The organism is Candidatus Krumholzibacteriia bacterium (assembly GCA_035268685.1).
GTDB lineage: Bacteria > Krumholzibacteriota > Krumholzibacteriia > JAJRXK01 > JAJRXK01 > JAJRXK01.
This window is the reverse complement of the sequence record DATFKK010000092.1, coordinates 1-18,328: the sequence shown is the minus strand read 5'-3', so window position 1 is coordinate 18,328 and position 18,328 is coordinate 1. Positions and strand designations below refer to the sequence as shown.

The 18,328-nt window shown below is 67.8% G+C and carries 12 protein-coding genes; 10 read left to right on the top strand and 2 right to left on the bottom strand.

Annotation, left to right across the window (positions count from 1 at the left end; genetic code table 11):
- The first annotated feature begins 131 nt into the window (after window positions 1–131).
- Window positions 132–1,316: a thioredoxin family protein gene (locus VKA86_09130; protein HKK71369.1), complete on the top strand. Its 1,185-nt coding sequence runs from the start codon at window positions 132–134 to the stop codon at window positions 1,314–1,316.
- 86 nt (window positions 1,317–1,402) lie between these two features.
- On the opposite strand, the gene map is transcribed toward VKA86_09130, so the two are convergent.
- Window positions 1,403–2,158 carry a type I methionyl aminopeptidase gene (map, locus tag VKA86_09125; GenBank protein HKK71368.1) on the bottom strand — a complete coding sequence of 252 codons (756 nt, stop codon included), beginning with the start codon at window positions 2,156–2,158 and terminating at the stop codon, window positions 1,403–1,405.
- Between the two features lie 187 nt (window positions 2,159–2,345).
- On the opposite strand from map, the gene VKA86_09120 reads away from it, so the two are divergent.
- A complete protein-coding gene (locus VKA86_09120) occupies window positions 2,346–4,391 on the top strand; it encodes a S9 family peptidase (protein HKK71367.1) in 2,046 nt (681 codons plus the stop codon).
- Window positions 4,392–4,404: 13 nt separating this feature from the next.
- Here the strand turns inward: VKA86_09120 and VKA86_09115 are convergent, their stop codons facing one another.
- Window positions 4,405–5,139 (bottom strand): hypothetical protein, encoded by a 735-nt coding sequence (locus tag VKA86_09115; GenBank protein ID HKK71366.1) that lies wholly within the window; start codon window positions 5,137–5,139, stop codon window positions 4,405–4,407.
- Between the two features lie 341 nt (window positions 5,140–5,480).
- Here VKA86_09115 and VKA86_09110 point away from each other — a divergent pair, with 341 nt between their 5' ends.
- From VKA86_09110 to VKA86_09075, 8 genes are all read left to right on the top strand, one after another.
- On the top strand, window positions 5,481–7,418 hold the full coding sequence (locus tag VKA86_09110; protein HKK71365.1) for a FlgD immunoglobulin-like domain containing protein: 1,938 nt from the start codon (window positions 5,481–5,483) through the stop codon (window positions 7,416–7,418).
- A gap of 181 nt (window positions 7,419–7,599) precedes the next feature.
- Window positions 7,600–9,747, top strand: a complete 2,148-nt coding sequence (locus tag VKA86_09105) for a hypothetical protein (protein ID HKK71364.1) — start codon at window positions 7,600–7,602, stop codon at window positions 9,745–9,747.
- Window positions 9,744–11,273, top strand: a complete 1,530-nt coding sequence (locus VKA86_09100) for a hypothetical protein (protein ID HKK71363.1) — start codon at window positions 9,744–9,746, stop codon at window positions 11,271–11,273. Before VKA86_09105 ends, VKA86_09100 begins: the two co-directional genes overlap by 4 nt.
- A complete protein-coding gene (locus VKA86_09095; GenBank protein ID HKK71362.1) occupies window positions 11,270–14,161 on the top strand; it encodes a TonB-dependent receptor in 2,892 nt (963 codons plus the stop codon). The genes VKA86_09100 and VKA86_09095 overlap by 4 nt, the downstream gene beginning before the upstream one ends.
- Window positions 14,155–15,144, top strand: coding sequence for a PorV/PorQ family protein (locus VKA86_09090; protein HKK71361.1), 990 nt, complete (start codon window positions 14,155–14,157; stop codon window positions 15,142–15,144). Before VKA86_09095 ends, VKA86_09090 begins: the two co-directional genes overlap by 7 nt.
- Window positions 15,141–16,334, top strand: coding sequence for a hypothetical protein (locus tag VKA86_09085; protein ID HKK71360.1), 1,194 nt, complete (start codon window positions 15,141–15,143; stop codon window positions 16,332–16,334). The genes VKA86_09090 and VKA86_09085 overlap by 4 nt, the downstream gene beginning before the upstream one ends.
- 107 nt (window positions 16,335–16,441) lie before the next feature.
- Window positions 16,442–17,371: an ABC transporter ATP-binding protein gene (locus VKA86_09080; protein HKK71359.1), complete on the top strand. Its 930-nt coding sequence runs from the start codon at window positions 16,442–16,444 to the stop codon at window positions 17,369–17,371.
- Window positions 17,372–17,383: 12 nt separating this feature from the next.
- Window positions 17,384–18,328, top strand: a 945-nt coding sequence (locus VKA86_09075) for an ABC transporter permease (protein HKK71358.1), incomplete at its 3' end; no start/stop codon positions are given.

The window sequence follows — 18,328 nt, the reverse complement described above, 5'->3', positions numbered from 1 at the left end:
ACGAACGGCCCTGCGTCGGAACGAGGCCTCCCCCGCGCGATCGCCGCCCTGGCGAAGGCTCCGCCCCGCTGCGGACCGTGCTCGGGGTCGGTTCCTCCGCCTCTCTGCACTCCACGGAAAGGTGCGCCGACATGCTCGTCCGACCGTTCCTCGTTCTCTGTCTGGTCCTCGCGGCGGCCCCTGCCACCGCGGCCGAGACCTCCCTCGACTTCACCACGGCCCAGGAGCGCGCAGCCGAGCGCGACGTGCCGATCGTGATCGACTTCTTCACCGACTGGTGCGTGTACTGCAAGCACTTCGACCGCGATCTCGCCGACGCGTCGACGGGCGTGGCCGCGGCACTCGACGACGCGGTGTTCCTGTCGATCGACGCGGAGAAGGGCGAAGGCATCGAACTGGCGAAGAAATACACCGTGACCGGCTTCCCGACCTACGTGGTCGTCGATGCGCAGGGGGAGTTGATCGACCGTTGGGCCGGCTACGGCGGCCCCGAGCACTTCCTCACGGCCCTCGACGAAGCCATGGCCGACACCCGGACCCTGGCGGCGAAGCGCGCGGCCTTCGAGGAGCGGCCCACCGCGGCCCTGGCCGAGAAGTTCGCCTCGATCGAGTCGGGGACCGGCAACTACGACGCCGCGATCGCACTGTACGAGCAGGCCGAGGAACTCGACTCCGCCCGTGATCACGCCGCCGAGATCCTCCAGGCGCGGTTCATGAAGCTGCGTCGGGGTGTGGCCGGCTACGACCTCGATGCCTTCGTCGCCGATGCCCGGAGCGCCGCGCTCACCGACGACGCGGATCCCGCGCTGGTCGTCATGACGTCGCAGATGGTGGGGACGATGGCCCAGCGCGCGGGACGTCCGGAGCTCGAACGCCCCTTCCTCGAGGCAGCGCTCCGAGCCCTCGAGACAGCCGGGCCCGACGAGGTCGATCCGCGCTCGCGCGCGGCGATCGAGATCGCGGGCCACCTGCGGATCACGGGCGACACCCAGCAGGCCGTTGCGGCGAAGAAGTCGACCCTGCCCGAGGGCTGGCGCGACGACGCCGACCAGTTGAACTCCTTCGCCTGGTGGTGCTTCGAGAACGACGTCGACCTGGCCGAAGCCGAGCAACTCGCGCGTCGTGGCGTCGAGCTGGCGCAGCCGGGGAAGCAGAAGGCGCAGGTCCTCGACACCGCTGCGGAGATCTGCAACGCACGCGGGAACTGTCGCGATGCGGTCACCCTGATCGAGAGAGCGATCGCCGAGGCGCCCGACGACGGCTACTACCAGCAGCAGCTCGAGCGATTCCAGAAGATCCTCGCCTCGACCGAATGACCTTCCCCGGATGAGAGCCGAACCGGGAACGTGAAAGGCCCCCGCCAACGGTGGGGGCCTTTCGCGTAGGGATCCGAGTGGCTGCCTCAGTCGTCGAGCAGGGTGAGGATCTCGAAACCGTCGGCGGTGACGGCGATCGTGTGTTCGAACTGGGCGGAGAGCTTGCCGTCGGCGGTGATCACCGTCCACCGGTCGGCGAGGACCTTCGACTTGTCGGTGCCCATGTTGATCATGGGCTCGATGGTGAAGGTCATCCCTTCCTCCAGACGGACCCCGGTGCCCGGCTTGCCGTAGTGGAGGACCTGCGGGTCCTCGTGGAACTCGTAGCCGATGCCGTGGCCGCAGTAGTCACGCACCACCGAGTACCCGTGCGCCTCGGCGTGGGTCTGGATCGCGTGGCCGATGTCTCCGAGGTGGGCACCGGGCCGGACCACCTCGATGCTTCGCATGAGGCATTCGTGCGTGACCCGGACGAGCTCCCGCGCCTCGTCGCTGACGTTTCCGGCGAGAAAGGTCCGGTTGGTGTCGCCGTGGAACTTGTTCAGATAGGTGGTGACGTCGACGTTGACGATGTCTCCGTCCTCGATCACGTCGTGTTCGTCGGGAATTCCGTGGCAGATCACCTCGTTCCGGGAGGTGCAGACCGATTTCGGGAAGCCGTGGTAGTTCAGAGGAGACGGATACGCTCCGTGTCCCACGATGAACTCGTGGGCGATGCGGTTGATCTCGGCCGTGCTCACCCCGGGCCGGATGTGCGGTTCGATGTGGTCGAGTGTCCGGGCGGCCAGACGGCACGATTCCCGCATGGTCTCGATCTCTTCGCGCGACTTCCTCGCGATCATCCGTCGGCCTCCCCCGGGGACGCGGTCGCGGCGCGACCGGCAGTCCGCAATGGATAGGCCCCGCGCGAGGCTTCGTCAATCGTCGCCGCGGCCCGGGATCCAGCCGGATCCGGGCCGATGCTGGTCGCGCGGCCGAACGTCGGCTACTGTACTGCGATCCTGCACGCCCTGCCCGGAGGTCTCGCCCGTGCAACCACCCTCTGCGCCTCGCCGGCCGCACCGGCTCGAACACCACGGTGTCGTCCGTCAGGACGACTGGTTCTGGCTGAATCGACGTGACGACCCCGACGTCGTCCGGTACCTCGAGGCCGAGAACGCCTACACCGCCTCGGTGCTGGCCTCGGGCGAGGAGCTCCGGGAGGCCCTGTTCCACGAGCTCCGCGAGCGGATTCCCCAGGACGACACGTCGGTCCCGGTGAGGATCCGCGACCACTGGTACCTGTCGCGCACGGAGGACGGCAAGGACTACCCGATCCACTTCCGCCGACCGGCTGTCGATGGTCCCGATTCCCTGGTCCTCGACGAGAACGCCGTGGCCGCGGGCCTGGACTACTGCGACGTGGGCGCCCGGGCCATCGGAGCCGACCAGGACCTGCTGGCCTACGCCGTGGACACCGTGGGTCGCCGGCTGTACGAGATCCGCTTCCGACGCCTGGACACGGGCGAGGACCTGCCCGACCGCATCGAGGGCACCAGCGGCGACATCGCATGGGCCGAGGACGGGCGCACCATCTTCTACACGCGGAAGGATCCGCAGACCCTCCGTCCCGATCGGGTGTTCCGGCACGTGCTCGGCGCCGATCCCGCCGACGACGAGTGCGTCTTCCACGACACCGACGAGACCTACTACGTGAGTCTGGGCAAGACCACCTCGCGCCGCTTCGTGCTGATCGTGTGCGACACCACCCTGCGCAGCGAGGTCCGGTATCTGCCCGCCGACCGTCCGCACGACGACTGGAGCGTGTTCCTGCCCCGTGAAGGCGAACACGAATACGACGTGGACCATTACGGCGACTGGTGGTGGATCACGAGCAACGAGAACGCTCGCAACTTCCGGCTGTTGCGGGCGCCGGTCGACGATCACGGCAAGCAGGCGTGGGAGGAGGTCGTCGGGCACCGCGACGACGTGCTCTTCGGCGGCGTGGTGTTGTTCCGCGACCACATGGTGGCCGTCGAGCGCCGCGACGCCCTGCGCCGCCTGCGAGTGCTCGACCACGACGGCCAGGAACAGCGCGCGCTCGAGTTCCAGGACGCCGTCTACGAGGCCGGCCTGGGGATCAACCTGGAACCCGACCTGCCGAGTGTTCGCGTGCAGTACAGCTCGATGGGCACGCCGCCCTCGACCCTCGAGTTCGACCTGGCCACCGGTGAGCGGAGGGTCCTGAAGGTGCAGCCCATCGGCGGCGGCTTCGATTCCGCGGCCTACACCACCGAACGCGTGTGGGCGACCGCGCGCGACGGTGCCCGGGTTCCCATCTCGCTGGTCCGTCGTCGCGACACGGCTCGCGACGGATCGGCGCCCTGCGTCCTGTACGGCTACGGTTCCTACGGCATCTCGCTCGATGCCGGATTCTCGCCTGCCCGGATCAGCCTGCTCGACCGGGGCTGGATCTTCGCGATCGCCCACGTCCGTGGCGGCAGCGAAATGGGCCGGCACTGGTACGAGCAGGGCCGGCAGGAACACAAGTGGAACACCTTCCACGACTTCATCGACGGTGCCGAGGCCCTGATCGCCGAGGAGTTCACCGACTCCGACCGGCTGTTCTGCTGGGGCGGCAGCGCTGGCGGCATGTTGGTCGGCTGCGTGGTGAACGAGCGCCCCGATCTGTTCGCGGGAGCGGTCGTCCAGGTGCCCTTCGTCGACGTGGTCACCACCATGCTCGACGACTCCATCCCGCTGACCACCGGCGAATACGACGAGTGGGGCAACCCGCACGAGAAGGACGCCTTCGAGCGCATGCTGTCGTACTCGCCCTACGACAACGTGCGAGCGCAGGAGTATCCGCACATGCTCGTGATGACGGGTCTGCACGACTCGCAGGTGCAGTACTGGGAGCCGGCGAAGTGGGTGGCGAAGCTGCGCACCACGAAGACCGACGACAACCTGCTGCTGCTGCGCACGGACATGAGCGCGGGCCACGGCGGGGCGTCGGGGCGGTACGACCGTTACCGCGAGATCGCCCTGCAGTACGCCTACCTGATCGAACGCGCGGAGAGCGTGCTGACCCGCTGAGCCGGGCCGCCGATCAGAACCGGAACGACAGCCGGCCGGTCAGCATCCAGGCCAGTGCGACGTCGTCGGGAATCGTCTCACTCGTGGGGTTGCCGTTGACGTCCTCCTCGGGCGCTTCGAAGCGCCAGCGGACGACATCGATACCCACCCCGGCCTTCACGCGCTTCCAGGCGCCCTCGAGGCCGGCGCCCGCGACCAGTGCGAAGTCGTCGTCGCTCCAGTCGAAGGTCCGGATCTGCGAGTCCGGGCCGAACTCGCCCTGCTGGTCCTGCGCGATGCGCCCGGCGCCGAGCTGCACCACGGGCCCGATGCCGTTCCAGCGGGTGCGGTCCGGCCACCATCGGAAGGTCAGCAGATCGACGGTCAGGTCGAAGTCGGGCACGACGATCGGCTGGCCATCGTTCAGATCGCCGGTCTCGAGCTCCTGCCCGTCGATCTCGAACCGCAGCGGGGTCGAGGCCCACGCCCGCGTCCAGCCGAACTGGAGCTCGGGATGGAGGTCGAAGGCCACTCGGAACGAGGTGAAGGTCGTGCTCTCGTACTCCATCGTGCGCTGCTCCGGGACTCCACTGCCCGGGATCTGCTCGAAGCGCACGAAGTCGGCGAGCGGTTCGAACCAGGTGGGGGCGGCGCCGAACTCGATCCGAGGGCGGTACCAGGCGTCGGCCGCGGCGGGGGCCGGGAACGCCGCGGGAAGCACGAGGGCGAGCGCGGAGATCGCCAGGACGCAACGGGATCGGACGGACATGGGGACCTCGGCTCGGTGGAGCGGTCGGCGAGCCCGGGGAGACTAGGAGCGGGGCCGCCCGTCGGCAACCGCTACGTGAAGAGCGGGGGCCGTGGGACCGGAGGGGAACCCGCTCGGACGGCGCCGGATCCGGGACCGCGGGTGCGGACTCACCGGATCTTCATCGTTCGTTCGCCATGGGAGCGGTCTCCCCGTATGGCTTCGTGCGTCCATTCGTGGTACCGTTGCACGGTTTTCGATCGCGACCCATGCGATCCGGCCGCTCCCACTCCTCGGCCCGTGCGTTCGTACCCTTCGCGCGGGTCGCTACCCTCGTATCGACCCCTGAGGAGAACTCCCACATGAAGCTCCGCAGTGCGTTCGCTCTGCTCGGGCTGCTGGCCGTGACGGCCATGCCCGCCTCCGCGCAGATCACCCCCATCGACGACATCCAGGTCTACTCGGCCGCCGGCGCCCCTGCGTCGCCCTTCGCCGGGACGACCGTCACCATCCGTGGCACGCTGACCGCCCTGAAGGGAACCTGGAACAGCGGGACCCACTACATCCAGGACGCCACCGGTGGCATCAACTTCTTCGACCCCGGCGCGCCGACCTTCCTGCTCGGCCAGGAGATCGAGGTCACCGGAACCATCGGTTCCTTCGGTGGCGAGATCAACATCGAGCCGACCAGCTACACCGTGATCACCAACGGCACCGTGCCCGATCCGATCGAGTACACGATCTCGGAGTTCGTGGACAACGACGGCAGTGGCGACCTCTCGGCCGCCGACTACGAGATCCTCGGCTGGCTGGCGGCCATCGAGGGTACCGTGGTGTTCCGTCCGGGCATCGACGCCGATCCGGCGATCACCTGGGACCAGGGCACCTTCGGTCTGGCCAACGCCAGCGGCGACACCGCCACGGTGTTCATCGACTCCACGACGGGCATCGAGACCGGTGCGATCGAGCAGGGCGACGAGTACCGCATCGTCGCTCCGATCTCGATCTTCAACGCGAATCTGCAGATGAAGCCCCGGTTCGTGACCGACCTGATCGAGAACCCCGGGAATCCCTTCCCGCAGGTCACCGACGTCGTGCCGAATCCGTGGACGCCCGAGGCGGGCGAGCCGATCACCATCTCGGCCACGGTCACCGACAACGCCGTGCTGACCGCCGTGAACCTGTTCTACCGCGACCGCGGAGCGACGAGCTACACGTCGACGCCCATGGTCAACACCACCGGCGACACCTGGAGCGCTCCCATCCCGGGCACCAGTGCTGCCGGCGTGGAGTACTACATCGAGGCCACCGACGACGCCGCGCAGACCACGCTGCTTCCCGGTGGTGCGCCGGCCAGCTTCCTCGAGGTCGCCGTGGGCACCACCTCGATCGTCGACATCCAGTCGACCCTGCAGCCCGGCACCGACGCCAGCGCCTTCGTGGGCCAGCTGGTGAACATCGAGGCCGTGGTCACCGCGGCCCCGGGCGAGCTGCAGGCCGGCGGGACCTCGAACTACGCCGTGGCCGACCCGGCCGGCGGCCCCTGGAGCGGGATCTTCGTGTTCGAGGGCTCGGGCTCGAACACCTTCTTCCAGGGCGACGTGATCCGGATCTCGGGCTTCATCGACGAGTTCAACGGGATCACCGAGATCCTGCCGCAGAGCGGTGCATCGATCGACTTCGTGTCGTTCGGCGCCGACCTGCCCCCGGTGCAGGTGCTGAGCACGAGCGTGCTCGACACCACCGAGGCCTGGGAGAGCGTGATCGTGGCCACTCCGCGCGCGGCCGTGGCCGACACGGTCTTCGGCGGCGCCGAGTGGACGGTGCAGGACGCGGCCAGCGACTCGTCGCTGTACGTCGATCCGGCCCCGGCCGTCACGATCACCGGCGTCGTCGGCCAGGAGATGTACGTGACCGGACTTCTCGACACCCGTTTCGCACGGAACGAGATCGTGCCGATCAACGACAGCTACATCGTGCTGGCCGACGCGGTGTCGGCCCCGCCGTCCGACCGCGCCCTGTCGGCGAAGTTCGAGTCGATCGCCCCGAACCCGTTCAACCCCCGCAGCGAGATCCGGTTCTCCCTGGCCAAGCAGGGTCAGGTGGAGCTGGCGGTCTTCGACTCGCGCGGACGCAAGGTGACCACCCTGGCCGCGGGCGAGCTCCCGGCTGGTGAGCACGCGCGGACCTGGACGGGCGTGGACCAGACCGGGACTCCGGTGAGCAGCGGCGTGTACTTCGCGCGTCTCCGCTTCGCCGGCGAGGCCGCGCAGGTGCAGAAGATGACCCTGACGAAGTAGGGACATCACGCTTCCGGAGGCCACGGGGGCTTTCCCTGTGGCCTCCCATGCTCCATCATGCGAACGCCGGTCCACCGGGGCCGGCGTTCGTCGCGACTCCCCCGCCGCGTTGACACCGCCCGACCAGGGACCTAAGTTCCGCTCGTTCCCCGCGGGTACCCGCAGCCCCCGGCTTCCTCCCATGCGCCAACGCACCCTCTTCTGCTCCTTCGCTCTGGGCGTGGTCACCGGTGCCGCCTGCCTGGTGCCGCTGCCGTCGTCCGCCCAGACCGACTCCGATCTGAAATTCGCCACCGACAAGCGGGTGGTGAGCATCGGCAACGTCGGCCTGGCCTTCGCCACCCGTGGCTTCATCGGCGAGATGTTCGGGTCGGGGCAGAGCAGCCGGCCCAGTTTCGAGTTCCCGCTGAATTCAGGGGTGGAGCACCTCTGGTCCGCGGGACTGTGGGTGGGCGCCATCGACGGTTTCACGCGGCAGCCGCTGGTGAGCGCGGGCGTGGTCGACGCCACGCTCGACGCCGGGTCGTCGTCACCGTCGGGATTCGAGTTCTCGCCGCAGACGGTGCGGGTCGAAGGCGGGGACGACGACCAGGTGATCGAGGATCCGCTGGCGGCCCTGCTGATCAGCCGCAATCCGCTGCAGCAGAACTTCCGGCTCGACGCGCTGGCCGACGAGCACTTCATCCTGCGCTACAACGACACGAGCGCGTCCGGCGGCGACGAGAGCGGCATCACGAATCCGCACGTGCCCATGGGTCTGGAGGTCCGCTGTGACATCCTGGGCTACGCGTCGCGCTTCGCCGATTCCTTCGTGATCATGCTCTTCGAGGTCACCAACGTGGGCGATCGTTTCCTCGAGAACGTGCACCTGGGCTGGTACATCGAGCCGATCGTCGTGAACCGTGGCAAGCTCGAGTTCCCGGCCAGCGGTGGCGATCTCTTCTTCGGCGACATCCAGGGCTACCTGGGCCCGGAGCGGATCGCCCAGGAAACGGCGAGCGAGTTCTTCGACCCCGGCCTGTTGGAGGCCGACCCCTCGGCGAGGGTGGTCTACCGGATCGACGCCGACGGCGACGGTGGGGACGCCACCTCGTGGTCGGGCGTCCGCTACCTGGGCTCGGACGCGCCCGACGGCGCCTACTTCAACTATCGGCAGTGGCAGTACAGCAGCACCGGCGGCATCCCGAACGAGGCGGAGTACGGCGATCCGGCCCGTTACGCCTACATGCGGGGATGCGAGCCCGAACGGCCGCTCGAGGATCTGCTCGCGGACCTCTCGGAGGGGTGTGGGGAGCAGGTCGTCGACGCCGGTCCGGGTGAGGGCCAGGGCTCGACGAACTTCACCTCGGAGGGCAACTGGGTCGGCATGTTCTCGATCGGGCCGTGGCCGGCCCTGAACCCGGGCGAGAGCGCGAACTTCGCGATCGCCATGGTGGCCGGAGCCGACGCCGACGAGATGCTGAACAACAGCTCGATCGCCCAGTTCAGCTTCGACAACGGCTTCACGCTGCCGTCGGGTCCGCCCAGCCCGAACCTGAACGCGGTGGCCCGGGGCAACGCGGTGGAGCTGCGCTGGGATCCCGGAGAGCGTCCCGAGCCCGGAGCCTACGACCCGGCGACGGCCTCACCCGAGTTCCACCGTAGCGTTTTGACCAACGAGCCCGACTTCCAGGGCTACCGCATCTACCGGATCGACGGTGACGTCGTGACCGAGGACCCCTTCGAGCAGGCAGCGCTGATCGCCGAGTTCGACATCGACACGAACGTCGACGGCACGTCCGACGATCGAGGGTTCAACACCGGATTGCCTCCGCTCGTCGACGGACAGCGGGTGTTCGTCGACCGGAACGTGCTCAACGGATTCCCGTACCGCTACGCCGTCACGAGCTACTCGGCGCCCGATCCGCGGGCGGGGCTGCCGGAGCTCGAGAGCGGTTTCAACGAGAACTCGGTGGTGGTGGTCCCGGGCAGTGGCCCCACGGGGACCAACCCCGATCTCGACGCGAGCGAGCGCGACGCGGTGAGCGTCTACCCCAATCCCTACCGGGCGGCGAGTCTGTACGACAACCGCTTCCCGAGCGGGGAGCCGCGGGAGCTGGGGCGCAGCATCTTCTTCGCGAACGTCCCGCCGCGCGCGAACATCGACGTGTACAACCTGGCCGGGACGCGCATCGTGCAGCTGCAGAACCGCAGTGTCGACGACACGCTGGTGGAGTGGAACGTGATGTCCGAGGAGACACGGGCGATCGCCCCGGGCCTGTACGTCTACGCGGTCGAGAACCTGGAGACGGGCGACATCCAGCGCGGAAAGCTGGTGATCCTGAAATGATGCGCTGGAGCCTGATCGCCGTGGCGGTGCTGGCCGCCTTCGCCGGGTGCACCAACGATCCCTTCGATCCCGAGTCGTTGGGGAACAAACCGCCGGTCGCGCGGATCTCGGTCGATCACGTCGAGACCATCGCCCCGACCAGCTACACCGACGCGCGCTTCGCCTGGTCGGGCAGCGACGCCGACGGTTTCGTGGTGGGCTTCTGGGTCGCGATCTCGATCGACGACACCGACCCCGAGTGGCTGTTCACCACCGACACCGACACCACGGCCACCTACCAGACGCGCGCCGACGGGAGCGTGGTCCCCACGCTGCACGTGGTGGCGGTCGACGACCGCGGTGCTCCGAGCGACACCGCGCGTGTGCAGTTCCCGCTGGTGAACTCACCACCGGTGGTCGAGTACCAGGAGGAATTCGTCCCGCCCACGCAGAGCTTCCGGGCGATCGATCTCGACTTCTTCACCTTCGACATCGACGGCGACGAGACCCTGCTCGACCACGTGCACTATCGCTACGAAGGCAGTGATCCCGACCTCTTCTTCGACGCCGACGACTCACTGGCCGATCCCACGGAGGGCTGGGTCCGGGCTCCGCGCCCGCGCCGGGGCTTCCGCCTGCGCCTGCGCGACGTACCGCCCGGAGAACCGGCGCTGGGCGACGAGCAGACCGTGTACATGCGCGTGGCCGACGACGCCGGTGCGGCGACGGTCTTCACGCACACCTGGCGTGTACCCCCGGTCCGCGGCAGCGTGCTGCTCGTCGACGACGACGACTCGGTCAGCGATTCGCGCGACGCGTTCTTCGGCGACGCGGCGCGGGCTCACTTCGGCGATGCCTTCAACACGATCGAGGCCACGAACCTCCGTGGCGAGCCCGAGGTGTTCCAGGCGACCTTCGAGCCCTTCGAGACCATCATCTGGTACGTGAAGCGCCAGGGCAGTCGCGTGAATCTCGAGAACTCGCGCGAGGCGTTGACCACCTTCCTGAGTTCCGACCGCGACCCGGACACGCCGGGCGTCCAGGCCGGCCAGCTCTATCTCGACTACCAGTACGTGGGAACTCCCGCTCAGAGCGGAGGCCTGAACGATCTGTTCCGGGAGCAGTACCTGCACGTGCTGGCGAATCCGTTGGAGGGCTCGATCGTCGGTCCCCCGAGTGTGATCGGGGAGACCGGTCCCCAGCTCGACATCCTGGCCCAGGTGCCGGGTCTGCCCGACCTGGTCTACACCGGCACGGGCAGTGTGACCTACTTCGACGTGTGGCCGATCGGTCCGGCCTCGGACGCCCAACCCCTGTACCGATTCGAGTCGGCCCGCTGGAACAGCCGGCGTTGCCGCACCGGCTGCGAGCCGGTGGTGGCCTCGCGGTGGCCCGCCACGGGAGACGCACGTGTCGTCGTGATGAGCCCTCAGATCGAGCTGGCCAACGACCTGGGCAATGCGCAGGAGGCGCTGCGGCTCATGTGGAGCGGCCAGATGGGTCTGGAGCCCGTCGACGGGGCGCGGCCGATGGGGGGAGGACGATGAACGCACGGATGCTGTTCGCCCTGCTCGTGGCCATCGCGATCGGAGCCGCGCCCCCGGCCGCGGCGCAGCCCGAAGAGGTGGTGCAGGAGGACGCGACGATCACCTACCTGCAGCGGGCCACGAACCGCGACGAGGCCGATCTTCCGATCGTCGTGCAGGGCACGGTGATCGACGGCGAGACCGGCAAACCCCTCGAGTACACCAACATCTTCGTCGAGGGCACCGACTACGGGACCATGGCCCTGGGTGGAGGGCGTTTCTGGTTGCGCGGGCTCACCGCCGGGCGCTATGCGATCAAGGCCCGGTACCTGGGCTTCGACGAGGGACGCGCCGAGATCGTGGTTCGACCCGGCGACGTGATCGACATCCGCTTCGTGCTTTCGCTGAAGCCGGTCCTCTTCGACCCCTTCGACGTGCGCGCCGAGCGGCAACTCATCGTCCTTCAGGAGACGGGCACGTCCCGTCGCATCGGTGCCGACGAGATCGAGAACCTCGCCCTCGACGACGTCGAAGAGATCGTCTCGCTGCAGGCCGGTGTGGTGAAGGAGGACAACACCATCCACATCCGCGGTGGTCGGGCCGACGACACGCAGTTCTACGTGGACGGAGTGAGCGTGAACGACCCGCTGTCGGCCGGTCGCTACGGCGCCTCCTTCAACGAGGATCTGATCAACGAGATCGAGGTGCTCACGGGCGGCTTCAGCGCGGAGTACGGGCAGGCGGTGAGCGGTGTCGTGCGCGTGTCCACCAAGGAGGGTGGGGAGCGCTTCGAGGGCAAGCTCACCTACAAGACCGACCGGGTGGCTCCCGAGGAGATCGACTACGACACCGATCGCGCCCGCATCACGCTGAGCGGCCCGAACGTCCTGTGGCAGGGCCTGAAGAAGACCGGGCTGAAGCTGCCGGGCGAGCAATACTGGATCGCCAGTTTCTCGAGCGATCTCACCGACACCTACCTTCCCACGGGTTCTCTGACCGGACCCCTCCAGTCGTCGGAGGCCGACGACTTCTGGTCGCCGCGGGCCGACAACGAGTGGAGCGCGCTGGGCAAGCTCACCTGGAAGTTCGGCCCCGAGCGCAAGCTCAACCTGACGCACAACTACCAGCAGTCGATCAGCATGGGCTTCTTCCTGCCGGCCGAGGGCTGGCCGAACAAGTTCCGGAACCTGCTCGACAACTACGACGTCTTCTACCTGCAGAGCATCCAGAGCCAGGCCAACTGGAAGCACGTGCTGGGCGAGGACTCGTTCTACGAAGTCACCGTGGGCCGCCAGTTCAGCCGTCAGAACTCGCACAAGAACGGTGAGCCCGACTTCGACAACTACAGCGGGCCGGAGTTGCAGATCAGCCGGGATCCGGCCGGCAACCGGTGGGTCGAGGGTGCGTTCATCGGCGGCGACAACGAGCGCTGGCACGACCACTACGCCGACATCTACTCGATCAAGGCCGACTGGGCCTGGGTGGGCGACGAGAACAACAAGTTCAAGACGGGCATCGAGTTCAGCTACAACGAGATCCAGCTCGGTGACTTCCAGCGCGACTTCGACATTCCGCAGCCAGGACGGATCGCCACGGCCGAGGACGTGTTCGCGGCGACGCCACGCGTGGCGGCCGGCTACTTCCAGGATCGCTTCTCCTACAAGGGGCTGATCCTGAACATGGGCCTGCGCTACGACGCCTGGGCGCCCGGGCCCGAGGTCGATCGGGTGATGAACAACCCCGACGATTTCGTCTTCATCTTCGACGCCGATGTCGAGAGCTACAAGAGCAAGACGACCGAGCTCCTCGGCTTGCGCTGGAAGCAGCGACTGAGTCCCCGACTCGGGCTGAGCTTCCCGATCAGCGAGCAGGACAAGTTCTTCTTCAACTACGGTCACTTCAGCCAGTGGCCGCGCTGGAACTACGTCTATTCGCAGCTCGAGACGGACTTCGGAACCGACCTTCGTCTATTGGGCAATCCGGATCTCGACCCGAAGGTCACGGTCCAGTACGAGACCGGGATCCAGCGCGAGTTCGCGGGTCGATGGACGGCCGGGCTCACCTTCTTCAGCAACGACATCTACGGCTATGCGCAGGCGGTACAGCTGAACGGGGTGACGATCACGCCCGACCAGACTCCCGATCCCAACGACGACCGCGTGATCGAGATCAGTCCGGTACGCTTCTTCAACGCCGATGCGGCGCGTTCGCTCGGCGTGGAGATGACCGTGGAGAAGCGAGCCACCCGTTTCGTCAGCGGTCGTCTGGCCGTCGAGCTGAGCCGCGTGACCGGGACGAACAGTGACGCCAACCAGAACTTCCTGCTGGCCCAGTTGGAACAGGGCTCCCAGAGCTCCGAGACCGAACAGGGGGTGCGTCCGAATCCCCTGGCGTGGGATCGTCCCTGGTCGGTGACCGCCAATCTGAACATTCGTGCCGGCAGCAACCAGTCGCCGAAGATCTTCGGTTGGCAGACGCCGCGGAACTGGAACCTGAATCTGCTCTACCGGGCCTGGGCGGGCACCCGCTACACCGAGGTGTTCCTGCTGCCCGACGGGTCGACCGACGTCTCCCGCAACGTCAATGGAAAACTCGGTCCGTATCGGTCGTCCTTCGACATCGCCTTCCGCAAGTGGTACGACGCGCCCTTCGGCCAGCGCGTGACCTTCAGCCTGGAAGTGCAGAACGTCCTGGATCACGACAACTACCGTCGGGTGAACCCGTGGACGGGCGAGCCCTACTTCCGTGGCAACTGGGACGGCAGCATCGCCGAGCGGCGTCTGGCCTTCGGTGAGGAGAACGACACCGGTCCGCGCGTGAACTCCGTCTTCTACGAAGAGGACCGGGTCAACCCCAGCCACCGCACGAACCCGCGGCGCCTGCTGATGGGGGTGAGCTGGGAATGGTGATCCGTCGTGTGTCCTGCTTCCTGCTGTCGGTCGTGCTGCTGCTTCCGTCGGCAGCGAGTGCCGATCTGATCGAACTCTACGGCGACGAGCGCGTCGGCGGCAGCGCCGGTCAGTTCCTGCGCATACCGGTGGGCGCGCGCGCGGTCGGACTGGGCAATGCGAGCGCCGCCCTGGCTCGGGGTGCCACGGCCATCTTCAGCAACCCCGGCGCCATGTCCACGGTGCGCTTCGAACACAGCCTGTTCGCCTCGCACTTCGCGTACGCCGCCGGTATCGACGTCCATCACCTGGGCTACGTGCGGCGTTCGGGAAGTTGGCAGTACGGCGTCGGCCTGGGGGTCCTCGACAGCGGCGAGATCGAGCGGACGACCGAGCGTCAGCCCGAGGGTACCGGTCAGACCTTCGAGGCCGATCAGTTCGTCGCCACCCTGAGTGCGGCACGTCTGCTGACCGACCGCATCACACTGGGGGCTTCGGTCAAGCTGTTGCAGGAGTCGCTGGACGACTTCGAGAGCCGCGGGATCCTGCTCGATCTGGGCGCGCTCTACTACATCGGGTATCGCACCGCGCGGATCGGCTTCGCCGTGAACAACTTCGGGCCCGACCTGCGCCTGAACGGTGAGCCGCCGGCCGACGCCGGCTTCAGCGGCGAGTGGCAGAGCTTTCCGGCGCCGACCATGGCGTCGTTCGGCTTCGCCTACGACACGCCCACGATCGGCAGCGAGAACATCCTGACCGTGGGTCTGGACTTCCTGCACCCGACCGACGAGGCCGAATCGATCGTCCTGGCCAGCGAACTCAGTCTGCGCGGCACCCTGGCGCTGCGGGCCGCCTACCGGCAGAGCGACGAGATCGAGGTCTTCTCCGGTGGGCTGGGTCTCGAATGGCCGATCGCCGAGCGGCCGGTGCACCTCGACTACGGATTCGTCGATCGGGGCAGCTTCGGTCTGTTGCACACCATCACGCTGGAGATCGAACGATGACGCGTCGAATCCTCCCGCTGATCGTGTTCCTGCTGCTGCTCACTGCCGGATGCGGTGAGAAGATCACGCTGCCCGAGGCCGAGGGCATCGCGGTGGTCAGTGACTACACCGACGTCACCCCGGGGAGCCTGAACGAGCAGCTCGGCTTCGTGACCGATGTCGAACCCTTCGGCGGGATCTTCGCCGTGAGCGACTCCGCCGGCGGGCGCGTCGTCCTGGTGTACGACGACGGTCGGGTCGACACCTTCCGCGACCCCGTCGAGGGGCTGCGCGGACCCATCGCGCTCGAGACCGACTCCCGGCGCAGTCTGTTGCTGGTCGTCGAGGACACTGGCGCCGGCTACGAGGTCTCGGCGATCGACACGCGGCTCGAGGTCCAGGGGACGGTACCGCTGAGCGCCGAGGTGCAGTCGGTGGCCGACATCGCCAGCGACGGCGATCACCTGTACGTGAGCGACCCCGTGGCGCGTACGGTGCACCGCTACACCTTCGACGCAGCCATGGGTCTCACGGGTCTGACCTACGCGGGCACCGTGATGGCCGAGGACCCCGATCAGTTCGACCAGTTCAGCCCGCAGGTGGTGTCGGTACCCGCCGGAATGACCATGGACGACTCCGGAATGCTCGTGGTGTGCGATTCCGACTCCACGCGAAACTGGGTCCTGCGCTACGACCCGATTCCGGCCAGCGGCGTGGAGACCGATCGCGGACAGAGCGTGATCTTCGGACCCACGCGCGAGGAACTGGCCCGTGGGGTCGATGCCTTCGACCAGAGCGTCCGCTGCGGCGACGTGTTCTCGATCGAGGCCAGCACGCTGGGCAAGGCGCCTCCGTGCAATCCGCCGGCCGATTTCGACGCCGACCCCAGCGAAGCCGCCGGCGAGTTCCACGTTCCGAGCGGAGTGGCGGTCGACGGCGATGGCAACCTGTACGTGGCCGATCGCATGAACGGGCGGATCCAGCGCTTCACATCCGAGGGCGCGTTCGACTCGGACTTCGGTCCCGGCCTGGCCACCGGCGAGGACGAGCTGCAGCAGCCCGTGCGCCTGGCCACCTGGGACGGCTTCGCCATCACCCCGGCGGCGACCATCGACATCCCTGGCGCGCGCGTCTTCGTCGTGGACGCGGCCAACGGCCGTCTGCGAATCTACGAGGACAGCCGCTGGACCCCGTTCCGCAACCAGGGCTGACCGCGCACCGCAACCGCGAGCGAGCGCGCAACATTCCGGGTCCGGCCCCGTAGGGGAGTCATCGCTCCCCCTTTGCTGGTCCCCTCTCGCCGAGGCTCGCGCCCGCCATGCTCAGCGTCACCAATCTCTCCAAGCACTACGGGGAGATCCGTGCGGTCGACGGCGTCGGATTCGACGTCGCCGCCGGGCGGATCTTCGGCCTGCTCGGCCCGAACGGGGCCGGCAAGACCACCATCATCTCCATGATCGCCGGCCTGGTGTCGCCGGCCACGGGACGCGTCGAGGTCGACGGCATCGACCTCGCCCGCGATCCGGCGGCCGTGAAGCGGCGTCTGGGCGTCGTGCCCCAGGAGATCGCCCTGTACGAGGACCTGACCGCCCGCGAGAACCTGGCCTTCTGGGGCGGGATCTACGGGCTGCGCGGCAAGGAGATGGACCACCGCCGCGACGAACTGCTCGAGCTGGTGGGCCTGGCCGACCGCGCCCGCGAGCCCGTGAAGAACTTCTCGGGCGGCATGAAGCGCCGGCTGAACCTGGCCCTGGGCCTGGTGCACCGGCCCCGGCTGGTGCTGCTCGACGAGCCCACGGTGGGCATCGATCCGCAGGCACGGATCAACATCCTCGACGTGGTCCGTGACATCGTCGCCGGCGGTACCACGGTGCTCTACACCACGCACTACCTCGAAGAGGCCGAGGATCTGTGCGACGAGCTGGCGATCATGGACCACGGCACCATCCACGCCAAGGGCACGATCGCCGAGCTCAAGGCCGAACTGGGCGAGGGCAGCGTGTTGACCGTGCAGGGCGCCTTCGAGAAGGAGGACGTGGCCCGCGTGGTCGAGGACCTCGACGGCGCGCGCCTGCTCGAGCTCGACGACGGCCGCGCCCTGGTGAACGTGCCGCTCGGTTCCGATGGCGTCGGACACACGCTCAAGGCGCTGTACGGCTCGGGACTGCCCCTGAGCGGGATCACGGTGAAGGAGCCCAACCTCGAGGACCTGTTCCTCAAGCTCACCGGCCGCGAGCTGCGTGACTGAGAGGAGGTCGCCGTGTTCTGGAGCCTGATCCGCAAGGACCTGATCCGTCGGTGGCGCAGTCCGGCCAGCACGCTGGTCATGCTGCTGTTCCCGTTCATGATGGCCGGGATGATCGGCGCGATCAGCAGCGGCCCCAGCGACCAGATCCCGCCCACGACGCTCTTCGTGCTCGACCGCGAGGACGGCCTGCTCGGGGGCTTCCTCACCGGCGGAGCCGTGCCCGAGGACTCCGGCTTCCGGCTCGAGGTGGAGAAGGTGGGCGAGGAGGGCTTCGCCCGCATGGAGAACGGCGAGGCGTCGGCCATGCTGGTGATCCCCGAGAGCTTCACCGAGGACCTGATCGAGGGCCGCACCACCACGCTGCGCCTGGTCCGCAACCCGGCCGAGAGCATCAAGCCCGAGATCCTCGAGCAGGGCACGTACGTGATCGCCACCTACCTCGACGTGGCGGTGAAGGTGCTCGGCGAAGAGCTCGAACAGATGTTCGACATGTTCGAGAGCGACGAGATGCCGTCGGTCCTCATGGTCACCCAGCTGTCGGCCGCCTTCTACGAACGCATTTCCCAGGCCGAGACCTATCTCTTCCCTCCCGTGGTGAGCATCGGCAGCACCAAGGAGGAGGGCGCACCGCGGCCGAACCTGTTCGGCTACGTGCTGGTCATGGTGAGCGTGATGAGCGTGCTGTTCGTGGCGATCCGCGCGGTCACGGACCTGTACGAGGACCAGCGCACCGGCATGCTGCGGCGGCAGCTGGCCACCCCGGTGCCGGTGGCGGCGCTGGTGAACGCCAAGGTGCTGTTCGCCGTGGTCTTCGGCGTGCTGGTCATGCTGATCCTGCTGGTGGCCGGCGCCCTCTTCGGGTGGTTCCAGGAGGCGGTGCCGGTGCACTGGGTGCTGTTGCACAGCGTGGCCTTCTCGCTGGCGGCGGCGGGGTTGATGACGATGGTGGTGTCGGTG

Excerpts from the sequence above, each read along its gene's own strand:
- VKA86_09130 (HKK71369.1), top strand. The coding sequence starts at position 132 with ATGCTCGTCCGACCGTTCCTCGTTCTCTGTCTGGTCCTCGCGGCGGCC.
- map (HKK71368.1), bottom strand. The coding sequence starts at position 2,158 with ATGATCGCGAGGAAGTCGCGCGAAGAGATCGAGACCATGCGGGAATCG.
- VKA86_09115 (HKK71366.1), bottom strand. The coding sequence starts at position 5,139 with ATGTCCGTCCGATCCCGTTGCGTCCTGGCGATCTCCGCGCTCGCCCTC.
- VKA86_09110 (HKK71365.1), top strand. The coding sequence starts at position 5,481 with ATGAAGCTCCGCAGTGCGTTCGCTCTGCTCGGGCTGCTGGCCGTGACG.
- VKA86_09105 (HKK71364.1), top strand. The coding sequence starts at position 7,600 with ATGCGCCAACGCACCCTCTTCTGCTCCTTCGCTCTGGGCGTGGTCACC.
- VKA86_09100 (HKK71363.1), top strand. The coding sequence starts at position 9,744 with ATGATGCGCTGGAGCCTGATCGCCGTGGCGGTGCTGGCCGCCTTCGCC.
- VKA86_09095 (HKK71362.1), top strand. The coding sequence starts at position 11,270 with ATGAACGCACGGATGCTGTTCGCCCTGCTCGTGGCCATCGCGATCGGA.
- VKA86_09090 (HKK71361.1), top strand. The coding sequence starts at position 14,155 with ATGGTGATCCGTCGTGTGTCCTGCTTCCTGCTGTCGGTCGTGCTGCTG.
- VKA86_09085 (HKK71360.1), top strand. The coding sequence starts at position 15,141 with ATGACGCGTCGAATCCTCCCGCTGATCGTGTTCCTGCTGCTGCTCACT.
- VKA86_09080 (HKK71359.1), top strand. The coding sequence starts at position 16,442 with ATGCTCAGCGTCACCAATCTCTCCAAGCACTACGGGGAGATCCGTGCG.